Source organism: Rhodococcus sp. Z6_132, assembly GCF_058133635.1.
In genome coordinates, this window is the sequence record NZ_JBYUNP010000003.1 from 179,559 (window position 1) to 195,255 (window position 15,697).

Below are 15,697 nucleotides of genomic sequence, written 5' to 3' on the forward strand. Positions count from 1 at the left end.
TGCTCCGCTCGCTTCCGGCCTACTTCGCTGAGCCGTGGAACTCGGCCGAGTAGTAGGTCTGGGTGTCCAGCACTTCCACTGTCACATCGGCAGAGGAGGTCAACATCTTGATGAGGTTCTTGTCGAAGCTCAGCGCCGTGTTGTTGTAGGCGCAGATGTCACACCCGACGACCGCACGGTCTGCTACGAGCCGTGACAGTACGTGACTCATCATGTCCGTAAAAGTGGTGCCGCGCCGGGCATCTCGGTGCACCAGGGTGAATCCGAGGTAGTAGACCGCCCCGCGGGCGGTGTGCTCGGGGAACTGGGCGGCGAAGTACTCCGGGCTGATCCACGGCACCGAGCTGAGGTCGTTGGTGAGCGTGGTGAGCCCCACCGCCTTGCCCTCGGCGTCCCACGCCACGTACTTGTCCACCCGCGCGTCGGCCATCTCCTCGACGAATTCCTCGCGGTGCAGCACGTTGCGGGCCGCCGCGCGAGTGCGCATCGGGCCGAAGGCGGCCAGGTAGAGCTCCCAGAACATCTCGGTGTTCTCCGCGTCCACGGTGGACTCCACCGTGACCGACGCCGCCGGCCGGTCGATCAGCTGGCGGCGAAACGGCGTGACCCCCTTGCGGATCATCGGATGTCCCACCACATGCCGGTGTAGGCGGCCATCACCATCACGCAGACCGGCTTGTCCACGCACACCACCGTCTCGATGCACATCTGCGGGGCGTCGTAGCCGCCGCCGCGGTAGGCGGTCATGTCCTTGAGGCTGGCCCGGATCTGGGTGGCCACCTCGCGCTCGCTGCTGCCCTCGTGCTCGACGAACAGCCCGGAGCCCGAGCCGTCGGACTTCACCACCCAGCCGATTCCGGCCGCGGCGCTGGCGCCGGGGACGGTGGCGTGCTCCTCGGCGTACACGCAGTACAGGCCGTCGCCGTGCCGGGCCCGCTGGTCCACCTGGTCGACGTGGCGCACGCTCGCACCGGAGGGGATCACCGAGGACAGCCGGATGAGGTTGTAGTCGCCCACTCCCATCTCGCACAGCGCGGCGTCGAAGGCGGCCAGCGGCGTGGACGCGGTCCCGACCCCGGTGGCGATCTGGATGGCCATCGCGGTGTCGCGGCGGTTGGGCTGGGCCGGGATGGTCTCGACGTCGTCGGCGTAGCGGTGGTGACCGGTGCGGTCCATGGACCTGGTCATGGGGGGTCCTCCAGAGAAAGTGGGTCAGCACAACAGAGCGCCATCCGAGGGGGGAGGCGCAGTAGTCGCCATCACCCCTTGTTGGCCAGGTGACCATATCGCTTGTTCGCCGAATTTCCGCGGAAATCTCTTTGACGACTTGCCATTTCGCGTCGAGCTAGGTTTCTGTCCGAAATGCCGACGTCGAGTGGCTTCCCCGCTGTTGTTACTAATTGCTTAACTCTCGTTACGGAGCGTCGATGTACGGTGTGGACACTCGGCGCGCGAGCAGGTCGCTGCGCCCGTTCCCGCTCGCTCTCTGGGGGCTCCATGGATCCGGCACTCCGTTCGATCGTCAGCGCGCTGACCGACCGCGGGCTCAACAAGAACGCGCTGCAGGCTGCGGTGGACCGGGCGGAGAAGACCGGTCGACCGCTGCGCAGCGTCCTCGTCGAGGACCAGGTGGTCACCGACTTCGAGCTGGTCTCCGCGGTGGCGGACGCCTACGGGGTCGAGGCGGTCGAGCTGGGCTCCTACCCGGTCGAGATGTCGGCGATGTCGAAGATCCCGCTGGCCCTGGCGCGCCGGCACCACGTGGTGCCGATCGCGGTGACCGACACGACGATCACGGTGGCGGTGGCCGACCCGAGCAACGTGCTGGCGCTGGACGACGTGCGCGCGGCGACCGGGCTCACCGTGGTCCCGGTGGTGGCCACCACCGACGAGCTGAACCGCCTGCTGGGCCGCTACGCCCGCGACAGTGCCGACCTGGACGAGGCCGCCGCCGCGATCACCGCCGCGGAGGGGCCCAGCCACGACCACCTCGACGGCCTCAGCGACGACTCGCCGGTGGTGCGCTACGTCTACGCCCTGCTAGAGCGGGCGATCAACTCCCGTGCCTCCGACATCCACCTCGAGCCCAGCGAGTTCGACCTCAAGATCCGGTTGCGCATCGACGGCGTGCTGCACGCGGTGGACGTGGTGCCCCAGGGCATCCAGTCGGCGCTCATCTCCCGCTTCAAGATCATGTCCGGGCTGGACATCACCGAGCGTCGGGTGCCGCAGAACGGCCGCATCACCATGGACGTGGGCGGGCGCGGGGTGGACCTGCGCACCGCCACGCTGCCCACCGTGTGGGGGGAGAAGGTGGTGCTGCGCATCCTGGACACCGGGGGCGTGGATCTGGACCTGCACAAGCTCGGGTTCACCGAGTACAACTACGGGCGCTTCTCGGCCAGCTTCCGCAAGCCGCACGGCATGGTGCTGGTGACCGGGCCCACCGGGTCGGGAAAGTCCACCACCCTCTACGCCACGCTGCACGAGATCGCCCGGCCCGAGGTCAACGTGATCACCGTGGAGGACCCGGTGGAGTACCGGATGCCCGGGGTGAACCAGGTGCAGGTCAACGCCAAGGCGGGGCTGACCTTCGCGGCCATCCTGCCGGCGATCCTGCGCTCGGACCCCGACGTGGTGCTGGTCGGTGAGATCCGCGACCGGGTGACGGCGCAGCTGGGCATCGAGGCGGCACTCACCGGGCACCTGGTGCTCTCCACGCTGCACACCAACGACGCCCCCAGCGCCATGACCCGACTGGTGGAGATGGGCATCGAGCCCTTCCTGGTCGGCTCCTCCCTGGACGCGGTGCTCGCCCAGCGCCTCACCCGGCGGCTGTGCGAGTGGTGCAAGGAGGGCTACATCCCGGAGGAGGAGACGCTGCGAACCGCACGCTGGCCGCTGCACGAGCTGGACTTCCCGGAGCAGCTCTGGCGGGCCGCGGGCTGCCGCCAGTGCGGGGACACCGGCTACCGGGGCCGGCTGGCCATCACCGAGGTGATGCCGGTGAGCGAGGAGATCGAGCGGCTCACCGTGGCCCGTGCGCCCGCGGGCGACATCGCCAAGGCAGCGCGGGCGGAGGGCATGTTGACCCTGCGCGACGACGGGCTGCGCAAGGCCGCGGAGGGCACCACCACGGTGGAGGAGGTGCTCCGCGTCACGGTGTAGAGAGATTTCGCGGACGCGCTCCCAAATCACTCTGCGTGGTCGATAGAACACTAGGGGCTATCGATAGCGGGCGAACGGGGATATCGTCCCTGTGACCGTGAGGCATGCCAAAGATGGCTCCCCGCAAGGTTTTACCGGGACTGCATGAAGGGCATGACGTTGACGTCACTAGCACCGGCTGACGAAGCCGTCGACACCGCGCCGGTGCGCGCCGAGCTCGACCGGCTGCTGACCGAGCTGGTCGCGCTGGGCGGGTCGGACCTGCACCTCACCGCCGGCATCGCCCCGTGCATGCGGCTCAACGGCGCCCTCGCCCCCATCCCGGACTACGACAAGCTGACGCCGGTGGACACCGAGCTGCTGGTGCGCTCCTTCCTCACGCCCGTCCAGTGGGACAAGTTCGCCGACGCCCAGGAGCTGGACACCTCCTACTCCGTGCGCGGGGTCAGCCGCTTCCGCGTCAACGTCTACCGTCAGCGCGGCTCGGTGGGAGCCGCCTTCCGCGCCATCCCGCACGAGATCAAGAACCTCACCGACCTGGGTCTGCCCTTCGCGGTGGAGGACCTCGGGGGACTGCCCCGCGGGCTGGTGCTGGTCACCGGGCCCACCGGCTCGGGCAAGTCCACCACCCTGGCGAGCCTGCTGGACCTGATCAACCGGACCCGCTCCGGGCACATCATGACCATCGAGGACCCGATCGAGTACGTGCACTCGCACAAGAAGTGCGTGGTCAACCAGCGCGAGGTGGGCTCGGACACCGAGGACTTCGGCTCCGCCCTCAAGCACGCGCTGCGCCAGGACCCCGACATCATCCTGGTCGGTGAGCTGCGCGACCTGGAGACCACCTCGGTGGCGGTGACCGCCGCGGAGACCGGGCACCTGGTGCTCGCCACCCTGCACACCCAGTCGGCGGCGCAGACCATCGACCGGCTCATCGACATCTACCCCTCGCACCAGCAGCAGCAGATCCGGGTGCAGCTGGCGAACTGCCTGCAGGGAGTGGTGACCCAGGCGCTGGTGCCGCGCAAGGACGGCGAGGGCCGGACCGTGGTGTGCGAGGTGATGCTGGCGACGCCGGCCATCCGCAACCTCATCCGGGAGGACAAGGTGCACCAGATCCCGTCGTTCCTGCAGTCCTCCGGCGACGTGGGGATGATCAGCTTCGACCAGCACCTGGCCATGCGCTACAACGAGAACCAGATCAGCCGCAACACCGCGCTGAGCCTGGCCCACGACCCCAGCGAGTTCACCCGACTGACGAAGCGCGTGTAGCACCGTGGCCACCAAGACCTTTGCCTACGAGGCGCTGGACTCCACGGGCGCCGCCATCAAGGGCAGCCTGGAGTCGGAGTCCACCGAGGCCGCCGCGCAGGCGCTGCTGAGCCAGAAGCTGGTGCCGCTGAGCGTCACCACGGCGGGCCAGGGCCTGCAGCGGGAGATCAAGATCCCGGGCCTCGGCGGGCGGACCACGCTCAAGGACCTGGCGATCATGTCGCGCCAGTTCGCGTCCATGATGTCGGCGGGTCTTCCGCTGCTGCGGGCACTGTCCATCCTGGACGAGCAGACCAGCAAGCCGAAGCTGCAGGCGGCGATCAGCCGGGTGCGCAGCGAGGTGCAGGGTGGTGTCACGCTGTCCACCGCGATGGGCAGGCACCCGGACCAGTTCCCGCTGCTGATGGTGAACATGGTGCGCGCGGGCGAGGCCGGCGGCTTCCTGGACGGGGCGCTCGACCGGATCGCCTCGATGTACGAGGCCGACGCCAACCTGCGGGCGAAGATCAAGGGCGCGATGACCTACCCGGTCATCGTGCTGATGTTCTCGCTGATCCTCGGCATGGGCGTCATCATCTTCATCGTCCCGATCTTCGAGCGGATGTTCGCCGACCTCGGCGGTGAGCTGCCGCTGCCCACCAAGGTGATGGTGATCCTCTCCAACAACCTCTGGTGGGTCGCCCCCCTGACCATCGTCGCCGTGGTCGTCGGGCTGAAGTACTTCCGGGACGCCTACCGCAAGAACCCGGCGTTCCGGCTCAAGGTCGACCGGCTCAAGCTGCGGCTGCCGGTGATGGGCAAGCTCTCCGCCAAGCTGGCCATCAGCCGCTGGGCGCGCACGCTGGGCACGCTGCTGCACGTGGGTGTGCCCATGCTGCAGGCCCTGGAGGTGGTGGGCGGCACCTCCGGCAACGCGGTGATCACCCAGGCCATGAAGGAAGTGATGGACGAGGTGCGCGCGGGCAACCAGATGTCCGGACCGCTGAGCAGGCACCCGCTCTTTCCCACCATGGTCGTGCAGATGATGGAGGTGGGGGAGGAGACCGGCCAGATCACCGAGATGCTGGACAAGGTCGCCGACTTCTACGACCACGAGGTGGAGGCGGCCACCGACTCGTTGACCGCGGCCATGGAGCCGCTGCTGGTGGTGCTCATGGGTGTGGTGATCGGAACCATGGTGGTCTGCCTGTACCTGCCGATGTTCAGCATCTACCAGAACATCCAGTCCTAACCAGACTTGGCAATGTCCCTACGCGGCAGTGGATCTGCGTACTCTGTGTGAGAGTGCAATTACGCTGCGTGCCCTATGCCGGGCGCTGCGCTGCTGCAACTCAGGTTCCCCCCTCGGCGGTCGATCTACCGGTTAACCGGCACCCCCTCGCCGAGTCCCTACCAGAGCCCGGAGGCTCCCATGCTCAACCAGCTCCAGAAGCTCCGCGAGGAGCGCGCCAAGAACGACAAGGGCTTCACCCTGATCGAGCTGCTCGTGGTCGTGGTGATCCTCGGCATCCTGATCGCCATCGCCATCCCGCTGTACCTCAACTACCAGAAGGGTGCCGCGAACAAGGCGGCCCAGTCTGACGTCCGCAACGCCATCACCGCGGTCGAGGCCTGCCGCGCCGGCGGCGGCACAATGCCGGCAGCCGTCCCCGCGACGACCACCAGCAAGGACATCACCTGCGGGCCTGCGGGATCGTCGACGACGCAGAAGCTGGTGGTGTCTGACGGTGTCACCCTGAGCGTGACCGTCAACGGCGCGAACTACGAGATCCTCGGTGTCGCTTCTGGCACGGGTGACAAGCAGTACCTCTACAAGAGCGACACGGGCGCCACGGCCGAGACGGCGAAGGCGGCAGCGGCTTAGCAACCCCTCCGGTGGGGCCACACCACGTGGCCCCACCGGATCACTGCCCGAACGATCCACCCACCCAGCAGACTCCGAGCTCGACGCCCTTTCGGGGAGACATGATGAAGACACGCCGGCGACCCGGTGAGGCTGCGGTCCCCGCGGTCAACGGTGACGGTCGCATCATCGGGCTCGACATCGGCGCCACCGGCGTGCGGGCCGCCGTGCTCAACGCGGTGCGCGGGCCGGGACTGCCCTCCGTGCAGATCCAGGCGCTCGGTCACATCAGCCTGCCCCTGGCGGCCGTGGTCGACGGAGCGGTGCGCGACCAGGCGGTGGTGACCAACGCGGTCAGGCACCTGGCTCAGGAGAACGGCTTCACCGGGGCCAACGTCATCGTCGGCACCACCAACCCGCAGGTCGTCGTCCGCGACCTGCAGATGCCCAACCTTCCCCGCGAGCAGGTCCGCCTCGCCCTGCCCTTCCAGGCCCGCGAGCTGGTGGCCCTGCCCCTGGACGAGGTGATCCTCGACTACACGCCCTTCGGGCTGGTCGACGGCGCCCCGGACATGCTGCACGGCCTGCTGATCGCCGCGCCCCGGCTGCCGGTGGTGGCCGCGGTCAGCGCCGTGGAGCGCGCCGGGCTGCGCGTGGCCACGGTGGACCTGTCGTCCATCGCCACGCTGCGCTTCCTGGCGCAGGAGCGGATGACCGCCGAGGCGGTCATCGACATCGGGGCGCACCTCACCAGCATCGTGGTGCACAGCCATGGCATGCCCAAGGTGGTGCGCACGGTGGCCCGTGGCGGCCAGGAGCTCACCGAGCGCCTCGCCGACCGCGCCGATCTCAGCTTCGACGACGCCGAGCGTGCCAAGTACTCCGAAGGGCTCACCAGCGGCACGGAGATCGCCACCATCCTCACCGAGGGTGTGCGTCCCCTGCTGGCCGAGATCCGCAGCTCGCTGCACTTCTTCGCGGCCACCAACTCCGACGTCGACCTGGAGCGCATCTCGCTGACCGGTGGCGGAGCCTGGTTGCCCGGCCTCGCTGACCTGATCGCCGCGCAGCACGCCATGCCGGTGGAGGTGATTGCGCCGGCGCACCACATCGAGACGCGCTGGAGCACCTTCATGCGTCAGATGGGCAGCGGCGTCTCCGCCAGCGCGGTCTCGGTGGGCCTGGCGATGGGGGCAGCAGCATGAGCAAGCACTCCGGGGGCGGCAGGCACGGGATGCCGGAGCGGCCCCAGCCACAGCCACAGCCACAGCCACAGGAGCTGACCGGTCCGATCTGGACGGCCCTGCCGGGCTGGGGCATCGTCGCCGACCTCATGCCGCCGGAGGTCCTCGCCCAGCGCCGGGTCCACGTCATCCGCCGCCGGGTCAGCGTGGCCATGGCGGGAGTGCTCGGGGTGTGCGTGCTCGGCCTCGTGTTCGGCATGTTCCAGAAGCACCAGGCCTCGGAGAACCTCGCCGACGTGCAGGCCCAGACGTCCCAGCTGCTGGTCAAGCAGAACAACTACGCCGACGTGGTCCGCATCCAGGCCGACGTCGCCCAGGTGGAGCAGCAGCTGCCGGTCCTGCTGGCTGACGACGTCTCGCACGCTGCCCTGCTGGAGCAGCTGCGCGCCAAGCTGCCGGACTCCATGGCGATCAACCAGCTGGAGATCACGGTGGACACCGGCAAGTCCGCGACCACCGGGGGAACGCAGGCCTCGGACACCGCCAGCCTGGACGCCTCCGGGCAGAAGCACATCGGCACCGTCACCATCGGCGGCACCGGCCGGACGCTGGCCGACCTGGCCACCTACGTCGACGCGCTGCGCACGGTGCCCGGGGTGGTGGAGCCCTACCCGCTGTCGAACAAGGCGGCCGCCCCCGGCACGCAGTTCAGCCTCCAGCTGACCCTCACCGACGTGCTGCTGACCAAGAAGTACGACCCCAGCACGAAGGGCGGCAACTGATGACCTCCTTGCGCCAGGACCGTCGGGTCTGGATCGGTGGCGGTGCCCTGCTCGCCGTGGTCGTGCTCGCCCTCGGGTGGGTGGTGCTCATCGGCCCCCAGCTCTCCAGCGCCTCGGAGCTGGACGAGCAGGCGCAGTCGGCGGAGACCCAGAACATGGTGCTGCAGAACAAGGTGCGCAAGCTCGAGGCGGCCAGCAAGGACATGAACGGCCTGAACAAGGAGCTGCAGGACGCTCGCGCGGCGCTGCCCATCACCAGCGGCATGCCCGACTTCACCCGCCAGGTGGAGGACCAGGCCCGCAGCGCCGGAGTGGTGGTGTTCAGCATCGTGGCTGGGGCCCCCACGGTGGCCGGCGCTGGCGCGGCACCGGCCACCAGCAACGCCCCCGTCACGGCGGCCGGAAACCTGTTCTCCGTCCCGGTGACGCTGGTCGCGGACGGGGCCCTGCCCAACCACCGCGCCTTCGTGTCCGCCATCGAGGGCGGCCCCCGCGCGGCACTGATCGACTCGGTGGGCTTCGGGCCCGGTGAGGGCGCCACCACCACCGGCACCTCGGTGGACTCCGCCACGCGGATGACCGTCAAGCTCCAGGTCTTCGTGGCCCCGCAGACCCCCACCGATCAGGCCGAGCTGCAGAAGCTCGGCGGCTGACCTGAGCACCGCGACATGCGCCCTGCCAGCTCACCGCCGCGGCGGTCGCTGCTCACCCTGATCGCGCGCCGGCCCAGCCGTCGCGGTACCAGCAGCACTGGCGCAGAGCGGCCCGACGACGGCTTCGTCCTGCTCGAGTCGGTGATGGCCATCGCGGTGATCACCGTGGTGATGACGGCGCTGACGTCGTTCTTCATCTCCACCATGTCCTCCGCCAGCCAGCAGCGCGCCCGGCAGGGCGCCATCCAGCTGTCCGACACCGCGATGGAGCTGGTGCGCGGGCTGGGAGCCGCCGGCGCGGTGGCCGGCCACAGCCCCGCCGACGTGAGCAACCAGTGGCGCACGCCGCTGGCGACCAGCGAACCGGTCAGTTCGTGGCTCACCTCCATGGCCCCCGCGACCGACACCACCTCGGTCGCGCCGAAGGCACTGCCCACCACCCCGCAGTCGTCCACCCTCAACAACGTCGGCTACCAGGTCAGCTACTTCGTGGGCTGGTGCCTGCGACCGGCCGTGGACACGGCGGCCTCGACCGACTGCGCAGCCAGCAACATGAGTGGGTACACCCCCACCAGGCACTACACCCAGCAGGTGCGCGTCGTGGTGGCCGTCACCTGGGCGGACAAGAGCTGCACCGCGTCCAGGTGCACCTACCTGACGGCGATGCTGCTCAACGGCAGCGGCGACCTCACCTTCAACTTCAACGCCGCACCCCCGCCCGCGCCCACCCTCACCGGCTGTCAGGACCAGGCCTCCACGGTGAACGACGAGGTCACCCGCTCGATCCTGCCGGCCGAGGGCAGCCCTGGCTGCGCCGTCACCGGTGGCGTGCCCACCTTCACCTACGTGGCCACCGGCCTGCCGCCGGGCCTCACGCTGAACGCCGTCACCGGGGTGGTGACCGGCCGGGCCACCGCCCCCAACCCCGCCGGTGCGCTGGTCACCGTCACCGTCACCGACGGCTTCCTCAAGACGGCGACGGCCACCTTCCGCTGGCGGGTCTACCCGGCCCTGGTGGTCACCGCGCCCACGGGGGACCGGTCGAGCAACGTCGGCCAGCTGGTGAACGTGCCGTCCACCGCCACCGGGGGCACGGGCGCCACGGTGTGGTCGGCGTCCGGGCTGCCCCCGCAGCTTTCGATCAACACCGCCACGGGAGCGATCACCGGGACGGCCACGACGGCGGGATCCTTCCCGGTGACGGTGCGCGCCACCAACACCGCCACCGGGGCCATCGCCCAGTCGGCGTTCACCTGGACCGTCAACCCCGGTCTGGCCGTCACCAACCCTGGCACCCAGACCACCAGCCGGCTGCTGACCGTCGCGCTCCAGCTGGCGGTGCAGGGCGGCTCCGGCAGCTACGCCTTCACCCAGACTGGGCTGCCCGCCGGGCTCACCCTGGGCCCGGACGGCGAGATCGCCGGCGTGGTGGCCGCCAGCAACACCACCGGTCCGCGCAACGTCACCGTCACCGTCACCGACACCGAGACCACCCAGACGTCCGCCGTGACCTTCTCCTGGAACGTCACGCCCGCACCGTCGCTGCTGTCCCCGGGCAACCAGACCAGCCAGCGCAACCAGGTGGTCAACCTGCAGCTGGGGACGTGCACCAGCTGCACCTACACGCTGAACGGCGCGCTGCCGCCGGGGCTGACCCTCAACCCCAGGACCGGTGTGATCTCCGGGACCACGGCCAACACCAACGGCGTGTACCGCGACATCTCGATCTCCGTGGTGGACGCCGGCGGGGGCCGGGCCACCACCACGCCGTTCCAGTGGAACGTCACCGACCTGCGCCTGGTGGTCGGCGACCAGCGGGAGCGCTGGCGCGACATCAACCTGCCGTTGGCGGCGGCGGGGGGCACCGGCCCGTACACCTACACCAGCACGGGCTCGAGCCTGCCGCCTGGACTGGTGATCGAGGGTGACCGCATCGTGGGCGACGCGCCGATCCCCCCGATCATCCGCACCTACACGGGTCTGGTGGTCACCGTGACCGACAGGGATGGCGCGACCGTGTCCAGTCCTGCCTTCCGCTGGGTGATCACGTGGTGAGGCTGGCGTGGCGTCGAGCGTCCAGCCGGCTGCGCCGGAGTGCTGATCAGCGCGATGCCGGCACCACCCTGATCGAGCTGATGGTGGGCATGACGGTGATGGGCGTGTTCATGGTGATGTTCACCGCCGCCATCACCAGCATGTTCAGCTCCACCACCACCGCGGAGTCCCTGGCGCAGACCTCGGGCCAGCTGAGCACCGCGTTCAACCGGCTCGACTCCACCGTGCGCTACGCCACGGCGCTGAGCCAGCCGGGTGAGTCCGGCGGCTCCTGGTACGTGGAGCTGCAGTCGGTGGACCGGGAGACCGCCGCCGTGCGGTGCACGCAGCTGCGGGTCACCGGCCCGAGCGACGCGAACGGTGCCGCCCCGCGCCAGCTGCAGCAGCGCACCTGGACGGTGACCAGCCCCGGGGCGCAGACCGGCCTGACGACGTTCACCCCGGTCGCGTCCGACATCATCAACGGCGCGGTGGCGCCAGGCGCGCAGCAGCCCTTCACCCGGGTCGCCGCCACCGCGGCTGTGCCCTACCAGCAGCTGCGGGTCGTGCTGCGTTCCAGCCTGAACAGCCTGGGCGACAGAGTCTCCGTGAGCGACACCACGTTCACCGCGCTGAACAGCGCACCCACCACCCCGCTGTCCGGGATCTGCACGGAAGCAGGCCGACGATGACCCACCCTCACCCGCCCGTGCACCGAGCCCGCACGCTGCGCCAGCGGCTGATCACCGACGACCGCGGGTCCATGCCCATGGCGCTGCTGGTCATCCTGGTCGGCATCTCCTTCGGCGCGCTGCTGCTGCCGATGGTCATCACCCAGACCCAGTCGACCCGGCTCGTCACCAGCCGGGTGCAGGCGCTGCACGCCGCCCAGAGCGGGCTGGAGGTGGCCACCGGCCTCATCCGCTCGGCGGCGGACACCAGCCCCACTGCGACCACCGGGGCCGGGGACCCCAGAAAGCTGCCCTGCGGGCCACTGGCCGGTCCAGTGGGTGACGGGGGGCAGGCGACCTACAGCGTGGACATCGCCTACTACGCGGCCGACCCCTACGGCCACGACGACGCGTGGCTGGCCGACCCGAAGAACAAGATGATCTGCGTGTCCGGCTACGGGGTGTACCTCAAGGCCAGCGGGACCACGCCCGACCTCTACGTGCCCTCCTACGCACTGCTGACCGCCACCGGGATCAACCCGCCCGGTGGCGCGGGCAGCTCACCGGGGCGCACCCTGCAGGCGACCTACGTCTTCCAGACGTCCAACGCCTACACCGCCGCCGGGGGTGGCTCCATCTCGTTCGGGCGGGCCGACGGCACCGAGCCGTTCTGCATGGGCGTGGACAAGCTGCAGGAGGGCGCGGCGGTGGTGGCCAAGAACTGCTACGACAACTCCGCCGACGCCGTGAAGATGCGCAGCTGGTACTACAACGTGGACCTGAGCCTGCAGCTGGTGCAGACCAAGAACGACGCCGCGATCAACACCAACCTGAACGGCTTGTGCCTGCACCAGGGCTCGCCCACCATCGTGCGCAAGTGTGCCGCCAAGAGCGACGCCACTCCGACGACCGGGCAGGAGTGGCGCTCCGACGCCGTGGGTCGCTTCCTCTCCGCCAGCGGCAGCTGCCTGACCCTGCCGACGTTGGCGCTGAAGGCGGCGTTCACCACCACCGGGTGCGGCAACGGCTCCCAGGCCTACACCGCCCAGCCCACGGTGGGTGCCGGCGCGGCAGGCCTGGGGAGCAAGCAGCTGGTGAACTTCGGTGACTTCGGCCGCTGCCTGGACGTGCCCAACAAGGACGCCGCCGGGGACGGGTCGTCGTTCATGATCATCTACCCGTGCAAGCAGAAGCTGGACCTGGTGGACGAGTGGAACCAGAAGTTCACCCCCAGCACCACGATCAACGCGACCAAGCCCACCCAGGTGCAGTGGCGAACCACCCCGCCGAACAGCACCGCCTACTGCCTGAAGAGTCCGCGCGTGAGCAAGCAGGCGGTGACGGTGGCCAGGTGCGCCACCAACGACCCCGGTCAGACCTGGACCTACTACACCACCCAGGCCGCCGACGGCACCGAGCTGGCCTACGGCGACAAGTTCACCATCCGGGACAGCGCGAACCCCGGGCTGTGCCTGGGCGAGGGCCCGGCCCGGTACGACAGCTCCCCACCGTCCTACAAGGTGATCGTCTCGGCGTGTGACGGCTCGCCCCTGCAGAAGTGGAACTCCGACCCCAACGTCCGTGCCTCCCGGGTGGAGAACACCGCCGAGCTGCCGTTCCAGGCGCCCTGACGTGGGGGCGTCATGATCGACGGCGTGCTCGCGTTCCTGCTCGTGGTGGTGGCCGTGCTGGGTCTGGCCGTCGGCTCCTTCCTCAACGTGGTGGTGCACCGCGTGCCGGCCGGTGACTCGCTGGTGCGCCCGACCTCGCACTGCCCGCACTGCGCGGCGCCCATCAAGGCCCGGCACAACGTGCCGGTGCTGAGCTGGCTGGCCCTGCGGGGGCGGTGCGCGGGCTGCCGCGGCCCGATCAGCGCGCGCTACCCGCTGGTGGAGCTGCTCACCGCGGTGCTGTTCGTGGCCGTCGCCTGGCGCCTGGTCGCCCTGGACCAGCTGCCCGCCCTGCCGGCGTACCTCTACTTCGTCGCTGCGGGCGTGGCGCTGGCCGCCATCGACCTCGAGGTGCGGCGACTGCCCAACGCCATCGTGCTGCCCTCCTACCCGGTGGTGCTGGGCCTGCTGGTGGTCGCCGCCGCCTGGCAGGGCGACTGGGCCGCGCTGCTGCGGGTGGTGATCGGCTGCGCTGCGCTGTTCGGCTGCTACCTGGTGCTCGCCCTGGTGCACCCGGCCGGGATGGGGCTGGGTGACGTCAAGCTCGCCGGCGTGGTGGGCGCCGTGCTCGGCTACCTGTCCTTCGGCACCCTGCTGGTGGGTGGCTTCGCGGCCTTCCTGCTCGCCGCCGTGGTGGGGGCGGTGATCATCGCCTCGCGCCGTGGCTCCCGCAAGACCGCGATCCCGTTCGGCCCGTACATGATCACCGGCGCGCTGCTCGCCGTACTCGCCGCGGACGAGGTGGTGCGCTGGTACCTGGGCCTCGTCGCGCCTGCCTGAGCAGCTCCCGCGCGGCCGCTCGCGTCGACCGCCACAGCCGGTCCCGGTGCCCTACATTGGGAACCCAGAACTGGAACACGTACCAGTTTCTTCGTTCCACGCCCTGCTGGAGGCACCGATGACGACTGCGATCCCCGAGACCGTCCCCGCCAGCTCGGTGCAGGAGTGGTCCGACGAGGTCGACGTCCTGGTGGTCGGGTTCGGCATCGGCGGCGGCTGTGCTGCGGTGGAGGCGGCCGCGGCCGGTGCCCGGGTGCTGGTGCTCGAGCGCGCCGCGGTGCCCGGCGGCACCACGGCGCTGGCCGGTGGGCACTTCTACCTCGGTGCGGGCACGGCCGTGCAGCAGGCGACCGGGCACGAGGACTCCGTCGAGCAGATGTACGAGTACCTGATGGCCGTCTCCCGCGAGCCGGAGCCGGAGAAGATCCGCGCCTACTGCGAGGGCAGCGTGGCGCACTTCGACTGGCTGGAGGGCCTGGGCTTCGAGTTCGAGCGCAGCTACTACCCGGAGAAGGCCGTGATCCAGCCCGGCACCGAGGGCCTGATGTTCACCGGCAACGAGAAGGTGTGGCCCTACCGGGACCAGGCGGTGCCCGCCCCCCGCGGCCACAAGGTCCCCGTGGCCGGGGACACCGGTGGAGCGGCGATGGTCATCGACCTGCTGGTGCGGCGTGCCGACGAGCTCGGGGTGCAGCTGCGCTGCGAGACCGGTGCCACCCAGCTGGTCACCGACTCCGACGGCCGCGTGGTGGGCGTGGGGTGGCGGCGCTTCGCCGAGCATGGCTTCATCCGCGCGGGCGCGGTGGTGCTGGCCGCGGGCGGGTTCGTGATGAACCCGGAGATGGTGGCCCAGCACGTGCCCCAGCTGGCCGAGAAGCCCTTCGTGCTCGGCGGCACCTACGACGACGGGCTCGGTCTGCGGATGGGGATCTCCGCCGGCGGGCAGACGCTGCACATGGACCAGGCGTTCATCACCGCACCGGTCTACCCACCCTCCCAGCTGCTCACCGGGGTCATCGTCAACGCCGACGGGCAGCGCTTCGTCACCGAGGACTCCTACCACTCCCGCACGTCCGCCTTCGCCCTGGAGCAGCCGGGCGCAGTGGCCTACCTGGTGGTGGACTCCGAGCACGTGCAGCGCCCGGACTTCCCGCTGGCGCCGTTCATCGACGGCTGGGAGACGGTGGCGGAGATGGAGCAGGCGCTGGGCATCCCGGCCGGCCACCTGCAGTCCACGTTGGACCGGTACAACGCCCACGCGGAGCGCGGGGAGGACCCCGACTTCCACAAGGCGCCCGAGTGGCTCGCCCCGCAGGGCACCGGCCCGTGGGCCGCCTTCGACCTCTCCCTGGGCAAGGCGCTCTACGCCGGCTTCACCATGGGTGGGCTGCGCACCTCGGTGGACGCCGAGGTGCTCACCGCCGACGGCGAGGCTGTCGGCGGGCTCTACGCCGCCGGCGCCTGCGCGGCCAACATCGCCCAGGACGGCAAGGGCTACTGCAGCGGGACCCAGCTGGGGGAGGGATCGTTCTTCGGCCGCCGCGCGGGACGCCATGCCGCGACCACCTGCACCGCGGCTGCCGAGTGCGCGAATTAACCAGTGGGACAACGCAAACACAGTGGTCAGCGCCTCGCGCACC

General features: G+C 70.0%; 14 protein-coding genes. 12 read left to right on the top strand and 2 right to left on the bottom strand.

Annotation, left to right across the window (positions count from 1 at the left end):
- Positions 1 to 19: 19 nt before the first annotated feature.
- Together AC3YO9_RS14005 and AC3YO9_RS14010 are read right to left on the bottom strand one after the other, a co-directional pair.
- A complete protein-coding gene (locus AC3YO9_RS14005; protein WP_489983593.1) occupies positions 20 to 622 on the bottom strand; it encodes a hypothetical protein in 603 nt (200 codons plus the stop codon).
- Positions 619 to 1,188, bottom strand: a complete 570-nt coding sequence (locus AC3YO9_RS14010) for a pyruvoyl-dependent arginine decarboxylase (RefSeq protein ID WP_489983594.1) — start codon at positions 1,186 to 1,188, stop codon at positions 619 to 621. The genes AC3YO9_RS14005 and AC3YO9_RS14010 overlap by 4 nt, the downstream gene beginning before the upstream one ends.
- Before the next feature lie 309 nt (positions 1,189 to 1,497).
- Between AC3YO9_RS14010 and AC3YO9_RS14015 the strand changes: the two genes are divergently transcribed.
- The 12 genes from AC3YO9_RS14015 (at position 1,498) to AC3YO9_RS14070 (ending at position 15,654) form a co-directional block, all read left to right on the top strand.
- Positions 1,498 to 3,168 carry a GspE/PulE family protein gene (locus AC3YO9_RS14015; protein WP_489983595.1) on the top strand — a complete coding sequence of 557 codons (1,671 nt, stop codon included), beginning with the start codon at positions 1,498 to 1,500 and terminating at the stop codon, positions 3,166 to 3,168.
- 144 nt (positions 3,169 to 3,312) lie between these two features.
- Positions 3,313 to 4,440 (top strand): type IV pilus twitching motility protein PilT, encoded by a 1,128-nt coding sequence (locus AC3YO9_RS14020; RefSeq protein WP_489983596.1) that lies wholly within the window; start codon positions 3,313 to 3,315, stop codon positions 4,438 to 4,440.
- A 4-nt stretch (positions 4,441 to 4,444) separates the two neighbouring features.
- Positions 4,445 to 5,671: a type II secretion system F family protein gene (locus tag AC3YO9_RS14025; protein ID WP_489983597.1), complete on the top strand. Its 1,227-nt coding sequence runs from the start codon at positions 4,445 to 4,447 to the stop codon at positions 5,669 to 5,671.
- 180 nt (positions 5,672 to 5,851) lie between these two features.
- Positions 5,852 to 6,304: a type IV pilin protein gene (locus AC3YO9_RS14030; protein ID WP_489983598.1), complete on the top strand. Its 453-nt coding sequence runs from the start codon at positions 5,852 to 5,854 to the stop codon at positions 6,302 to 6,304.
- A 104-nt stretch (positions 6,305 to 6,408) separates the two neighbouring features.
- Positions 6,409 to 7,488: a type IV pilus assembly protein PilM gene (gene pilM / locus AC3YO9_RS14035; RefSeq protein ID WP_489983599.1), complete on the top strand. Its 1,080-nt coding sequence runs from the start codon at positions 6,409 to 6,411 to the stop codon at positions 7,486 to 7,488.
- A complete protein-coding gene (locus AC3YO9_RS14040) occupies positions 7,485 to 8,249 on the top strand; it encodes a hypothetical protein (protein ID WP_489983600.1) in 765 nt (254 codons plus the stop codon). Before pilM ends, AC3YO9_RS14040 begins: the two co-directional genes overlap by 4 nt.
- On the top strand, positions 8,249 to 8,902 hold the full coding sequence (locus tag AC3YO9_RS14045; RefSeq protein ID WP_489983601.1) for a hypothetical protein: 654 nt from the start codon (positions 8,249 to 8,251) through the stop codon (positions 8,900 to 8,902). The genes AC3YO9_RS14040 and AC3YO9_RS14045 overlap by 1 nt, the downstream gene beginning before the upstream one ends.
- Positions 8,903 to 8,917: 15 nt before the next feature.
- Positions 8,918 to 10,957 (top strand): putative Ig domain-containing protein, encoded by a 2,040-nt coding sequence (locus AC3YO9_RS14050; RefSeq protein ID WP_489983602.1) that lies wholly within the window; start codon positions 8,918 to 8,920, stop codon positions 10,955 to 10,957.
- Positions 10,951 to 11,628 (top strand): prepilin-type N-terminal cleavage/methylation domain-containing protein, encoded by a 678-nt coding sequence (locus tag AC3YO9_RS14055; RefSeq protein ID WP_489983603.1) that lies wholly within the window; start codon positions 10,951 to 10,953, stop codon positions 11,626 to 11,628. The genes AC3YO9_RS14050 and AC3YO9_RS14055 overlap by 7 nt, the downstream gene beginning before the upstream one ends.
- Positions 11,625 to 13,238, top strand: a complete 1,614-nt coding sequence (locus tag AC3YO9_RS14060; protein WP_489983604.1) for a hypothetical protein — start codon at positions 11,625 to 11,627, stop codon at positions 13,236 to 13,238. The genes AC3YO9_RS14055 and AC3YO9_RS14060 overlap by 4 nt, the downstream gene beginning before the upstream one ends.
- Positions 13,239 to 13,250: 12 nt before the next feature.
- The gene (locus AC3YO9_RS14065; RefSeq protein ID WP_489983605.1) at positions 13,251 to 14,057 is read left to right on the top strand and encodes a prepilin peptidase; all 807 of its coding nucleotides are present in this window, start codon (positions 13,251 to 13,253) and stop codon (positions 14,055 to 14,057) included.
- 118 nt (positions 14,058 to 14,175) lie between these two features.
- Positions 14,176 to 15,654: an FAD-binding protein gene (locus AC3YO9_RS14070; protein WP_489983606.1), complete on the top strand. Its 1,479-nt coding sequence runs from the start codon at positions 14,176 to 14,178 to the stop codon at positions 15,652 to 15,654.
- The last annotated feature ends 43 nt before the right edge of the window (positions 15,655 to 15,697 follow it).

Excerpts from the sequence above, each read along its gene's own strand:
- AC3YO9_RS14005 (WP_489983593.1), bottom strand. The coding sequence starts at position 622 with ATGATCCGCAAGGGGGTCACGCCGTTTCGCCGCCAGCTGATCGACCGG.
- AC3YO9_RS14010 (WP_489983594.1), bottom strand. The coding sequence starts at position 1,188 with ATGACCAGGTCCATGGACCGCACCGGTCACCACCGCTACGCCGACGAC.
- AC3YO9_RS14015 (WP_489983595.1), top strand. The coding sequence starts at position 1,498 with ATGGATCCGGCACTCCGTTCGATCGTCAGCGCGCTGACCGACCGCGGG.
- AC3YO9_RS14020 (WP_489983596.1), top strand. The coding sequence starts at position 3,313 with ATGAAGGGCATGACGTTGACGTCACTAGCACCGGCTGACGAAGCCGTC.
- AC3YO9_RS14030 (WP_489983598.1), top strand. The coding sequence starts at position 5,852 with ATGCTCAACCAGCTCCAGAAGCTCCGCGAGGAGCGCGCCAAGAACGAC.
- pilM (WP_489983599.1), top strand. The coding sequence starts at position 6,409 with ATGAAGACACGCCGGCGACCCGGTGAGGCTGCGGTCCCCGCGGTCAAC.
- AC3YO9_RS14040 (WP_489983600.1), top strand. The coding sequence starts at position 7,485 with ATGAGCAAGCACTCCGGGGGCGGCAGGCACGGGATGCCGGAGCGGCCC.
- AC3YO9_RS14045 (WP_489983601.1), top strand. The coding sequence starts at position 8,249 with ATGACCTCCTTGCGCCAGGACCGTCGGGTCTGGATCGGTGGCGGTGCC.
- AC3YO9_RS14050 (WP_489983602.1), top strand. The coding sequence starts at position 8,918 with ATGCGCCCTGCCAGCTCACCGCCGCGGCGGTCGCTGCTCACCCTGATC.
- AC3YO9_RS14060 (WP_489983604.1), top strand. The coding sequence starts at position 11,625 with ATGACCCACCCTCACCCGCCCGTGCACCGAGCCCGCACGCTGCGCCAG.
- AC3YO9_RS14065 (WP_489983605.1), top strand. The coding sequence starts at position 13,251 with ATGATCGACGGCGTGCTCGCGTTCCTGCTCGTGGTGGTGGCCGTGCTG.
- AC3YO9_RS14070 (WP_489983606.1), top strand. The coding sequence starts at position 14,176 with ATGACGACTGCGATCCCCGAGACCGTCCCCGCCAGCTCGGTGCAGGAG.